A 4,075-nucleotide genomic window follows, 5' to 3' on the forward strand; every position below is an offset into this window, starting at 1 on the left:
ATTCCAACCCCTACCACTATGGGAGGACATGGATTTGCTCCGGCCTGGTCTACCGTTTGAATAACAAAATCTATTACACCCTTTACACCATCTGAAGGCTTAAGCATTTTTACTGCACTCATATTCTCACTGCCAAAGCCTTTAGGCGCTGCAATTATTTTAATTTTGTCTCCCGGCACAATGTCATAATGTATGACAGCCGGTGTATTATCGCCTGTATTTACCCTGTCCAATGGATCTTTTACCACCGATTTCCGCAGATAGCCTTTTTCGTATCCCCTTCTTACACCTTCATTAATTGCATCAGTCAAACTGCCTCCAACGATATGGGCATCCTGTCCAGCTTCTACAAAGATAACCGCCATCCCCGTGTCCTGGCAAATGGGCATATTCTGCTCTTTCGCAATTTCTGCATTTTCTATCAGCTTATTTAATATGTCCTTTCCAACCGGTGATTTTTCACTTTCCATAAAATTTTGAATTCCATACTTAATATCCTCATTAAGATAATAGTTTGCATCTATACATAATTTTTCAACTGTTTCAATAACTTGATTCGCATTGATTTCACGCATTTTCCCCACTCCTATTTTTTTAAGGATATTATATGATAATGGAGGAAAATTCTCAAGAATAGAAGAAGAAATAATAACTCAGTGCCTGAAAGATGACACAGGGACGGTTCTCTGTCACATGCTCTTTTTATGTGTCAGAAGAACCGTCCCCATGGTTTACTATAATTTAAAAATAAGCCGAGACAATTTATGCCTCGGCTTATTTTTAAAATTCAGGTTCAATCAACCCGTAATTTCCATCTTTTCTTCTATATACTACATTTACTTCTTCAGTATCTGCATTTGAGAATACGAAAAATTGATGTCCCAAAAGATTCATCTGCAGGATAGCTTCTTCAATATCCATAGGTTTAATTGCAAATCTCTTGGTCTTTACTATGTTAAACTCTGTTTCCTCTTCAAAATCATTAGGTGGTAATCCGTCATTGACTGTTTCAACTACAAAGGCGTTCTCTTTTAGTTTCTTTGCAAGACGGGTTTTATTTTTCCTGATCTGTCTTTCCAGGGTGTCCACTATTTTATCTATTGAAGCGTACATATCACTATTTGCTTCTTCAGCTCTAAGGATCATTCCGTTAAAAGGAATAGTGACTTCGACAATTTGCCTGTCCTTTTCAACTTCCAGTGTAACATGCACTTCTGTGTCGGCATCAAAGAACTTATCCAACTTACCTAACTTTTTGTGAATCCTGTCTCTCAAGCCATCGGTTACGTCAAGTTTTCTTCCTGTGATGATAAATCTCATAAGCTCAGCTCCTTTATATTGAGTTACTGATATGATGAATATAAGTTTTGTTAAGTATAATCTTTAATATTATGACCTGAATTTAACACAACCATTACATTATTCTTAACAAAACTTTTACAATATTATATATTCGACAATATATAAAATCTTCCTGCAATTTTAGCAAAAATTTTTGGTTTGTGGACAACGGTTTCCGTTATCTCTTCTCTACGTTTTCCGTTATCTTAAAGTGTACCTTCGCCACCTTTTCCAATTCGATTTTACCATATTTTTCTATAAACTTTTCTGCGGTTGCAGTTACTGCTTGTCCAGCTCCTTTAGGGAAAACAATCCCATATCTTTCTTGCAGTTCATTCACCCTTATAACAAATCTTTCCCGTGCAAGTACAGAAGCTGTAGCAACGGCCAGATCCTCTTCACCCTTAGGTCTCTGGATAAGTGTAACTTCACGTCCACGTTCCATTAAAGCCTCTTTTATGTATTTTTCATTTCCAAATTGGTCGACAATAGCACCTTCAACCTTATATTTACGGGCAAGCAAATTTTCTATAACTCTTGCATGGGCCCACGCAAGAAGGTGATTTAAATTCATTTTTTGTCCTATCATTTTTGTATACAACTGGTTGTACTTGTCCGGAGGTACCTCACAAATACTGATTCTATCCTGGAAATTCTTATGCAAATAGGCTGCAATATCTGATATTTTTTTATCAGTTATCTTCTTACTATCTTTTATACCCAGTTCTTCAATTTCTCTAACAATTTTTTTATCAATAATAAAACCTGCAGCTACGAGAGGACCGAAATAATCCCCTTTTCCCGATTCGTCAGTCCCTATCCATACGTTAAAATTCAATCCGCTAAGGTCTAATAATGCCTCATTGTTTTTTGGTTTAGATTTTGCTGTAAAAAATGCTTCAATAGTATTTGTAGAAAATATATTTGTTAGTATATCATTTTTTTCATCTGGCTTCTTTATATTACTAACTATTTTTAGACCTTTTTTCTCTGTATAATAAAGGTTCAAAATATATTTTGTCCCATTACAAATAAAAAATAGCTGGATACCGTAAGGAATTTCTTTGTATGTATCCAATTGAAAGCCGCTGTTTATTGCTTCCGGCAGCTTTTTATCCAATAATTTGTTTAAATATTCTATCGAACAATACTGCATATCATCACTCCGTTTAAAAACAAAAGCAGCCATTATCTGACTGCTTTTAATCTGGCAAGTTCATTCCAATTATTTGAAGTTACAATTTCCACCGTTGTCAGGTCTTTTCTTATTGCCTTGATTTCTCCGCTCATTTCTGCAATCTCGTGAAAAATTTTGTCGTGCTCGGCTTTATTTACCTGCGCCGAATGCTCCAATGCCTTCAGGATTTGTGTGTTTTCATCCAGCTGAATTTTTATTGCAGCAATATCTTCTTTAATCACATCTATGTCATTTACCTTTTCTTTAATTACGTCTATGTCTTTTACCTTTTCTTTGATTACATCTATATCTTTTACTTTTTCTTTGATCTCGTCTATATCTGCCATCTGTTTCTTCATGTATTCAATGTCACTTTTCATTCCTGCCAGCAATTCTAAAATCTGCTGCTCCACCATCCCTCACTCTCCTTTTAACTTAGTTTTCCTATATCAATCATTATACCTTAACAGATTTTTAAATACAAGCTGTGAAATTTAAGAACCATCTCCAATTTTCCTTGTCATAATACTGCCTCAGCATGGCGTGCCACATGGCAGCTTATATTTACGGCCACCGGCAAGCCGGCAATATGGGTAGGAAAAGTTTCAATGTTCACTGCAAGTGCCGTGGTTGTCCCCCCCAATCCCTGCGGTCCAATCCCAAGCCTGTTTATCTTTTCCAGCAGTTCCTGCTCGAGACTTCCATAATACTCATTATGGCTTCTTTGATTGATTGGCCGTAACAGAGCTTTTTTGGCAAGATATGCCGCTTTTTCCATGGTCCCTCCTATTCCAACCCCTACCACTATGGGAGGACATGGATTTGCTCCGGCCCGGTCTACCGTTTGAATAACAAAATCTATTACACCCTTTACACCATCTGAAGGCTTAAGCATTTTTACTGCGCTCATATTCTCACTGCCAAAGCCTTTAGGCGCTGCAATTATTTTAATTTTGTCTCCCGGCACAATGTCATAATGTATGACAGCCGGTGTATTATCGCCTGTATTTACCCTGTCCAATGGATCTTTTACCACCGATTTCCGCAGATAGCCTTTTTCGTATCCCCTTCTTACACCTTCATTAATTGCATCAGTCAAACTGCCTCCAACGATATGGGCATCCTGTCCAGCTTCTACAAAGATAACCGCCATCCCCGTGTCCTGGCAAATGGGCATATTCTGCTCTTTCGCAATTTCTGCATTTTCTATCAGCTTATTTAATATGTCCTTTCCAACCGGTGATTTTTCACTTTCCATAAAATTTTGAATTCCATACTTAATATCCTCATTAAGATAATAGTTTGCATCTATACATAATTTTTCAACTGTTTCAATAACTTGATTCGCATTGATTTCACGCATTTTCCCCACTCCTATTTTTTTAAGGATATTATATGATAATGGAGGAAAATTCTCAAGAATAGAAGAAGAAATAATAACTCAGTGCCTGAAAGATGACACAGGGACGGTTCTCTGTCACATGCTCTTTTTATGTGTCAGAAGAACCGTCCCCATGGTTTACTATAATTTAAAAATAAGCCGAGACAATTTATGCC

5 protein-coding genes are annotated in these 4,075 nt (G+C 36.9%); all 5 read right to left on the reverse strand.

All coding sequences use genetic code 11. The features are described 5' to 3' along the window. Positions 1 to 575, reverse strand: a 575-nt coding sequence (locus CIB29_RS09935) for a fumarate hydratase (RefSeq protein ID WP_094549283.1), incomplete at its 3' end; no start/stop codon positions are given. Between the two features lie 205 nt (positions 576 to 780). Then, positions 781 to 1,320 (reverse strand): ribosome hibernation-promoting factor, HPF/YfiA family, encoded by a 540-nt coding sequence (gene hpf / locus CIB29_RS09940; RefSeq protein ID WP_094549285.1) that lies wholly within the window; start codon positions 1,318 to 1,320, stop codon positions 781 to 783. A gap of 199 nt (positions 1,321 to 1,519) precedes the next feature. After that, on the reverse strand, positions 1,520 to 2,530 hold the full coding sequence (gene rnhC, locus CIB29_RS09945; protein ID WP_094549287.1) for a ribonuclease HIII: 1,011 nt from the start codon (positions 2,528 to 2,530) through the stop codon (positions 1,520 to 1,522). Next, positions 2,530 to 2,934, reverse strand: a complete 405-nt coding sequence (locus CIB29_RS09950; protein WP_242965153.1) for a hypothetical protein — start codon at positions 2,932 to 2,934, stop codon at positions 2,530 to 2,532. Before CIB29_RS09950 ends, rnhC begins: the two co-directional genes overlap by 1 nt. 104 nt (positions 2,935 to 3,038) lie before the next feature. Next, positions 3,039 to 3,881: a fumarate hydratase gene (locus CIB29_RS09955; protein ID WP_094549289.1), complete on the reverse strand. Its 843-nt coding sequence runs from the start codon at positions 3,879 to 3,881 to the stop codon at positions 3,039 to 3,041. Positions 3,882 to 4,075: the final 194 nt, after the last annotated feature.

The organism is Petroclostridium xylanilyticum (assembly GCF_002252565.1).
In the GTDB taxonomy this organism is placed as follows: domain Bacteria; phylum Bacillota; class Clostridia; order SK-Y3; family SK-Y3; genus Petroclostridium; species Petroclostridium xylanilyticum.

What these genes read in the sequence shown, in the direction of transcription:
- hpf (WP_094549285.1), bottom strand. Translation starts at nt 1,320, where the DNA reads ATGAGATTTATCATCACAGGAAGAAAACTTGACGTAACCGATGGCTTG.
- CIB29_RS09955 (WP_094549289.1), bottom strand. Translation starts at nt 3,881, where the DNA reads ATGCGTGAAATCAATGCGAATCAAGTTATTGAAACAGTTGAAAAATTA.
- rnhC (WP_094549287.1), bottom strand. Translation starts at nt 2,530, where the DNA reads ATGGCTGCTTTTGTTTTTAAACGGAGTGATGATATGCAGTATTGTTCG.
- CIB29_RS09950 (WP_242965153.1), bottom strand. Translation starts at nt 2,934, where the DNA reads ATGGTGGAGCAGCAGATTTTAGAATTGCTGGCAGGAATGAAAAGTGAC.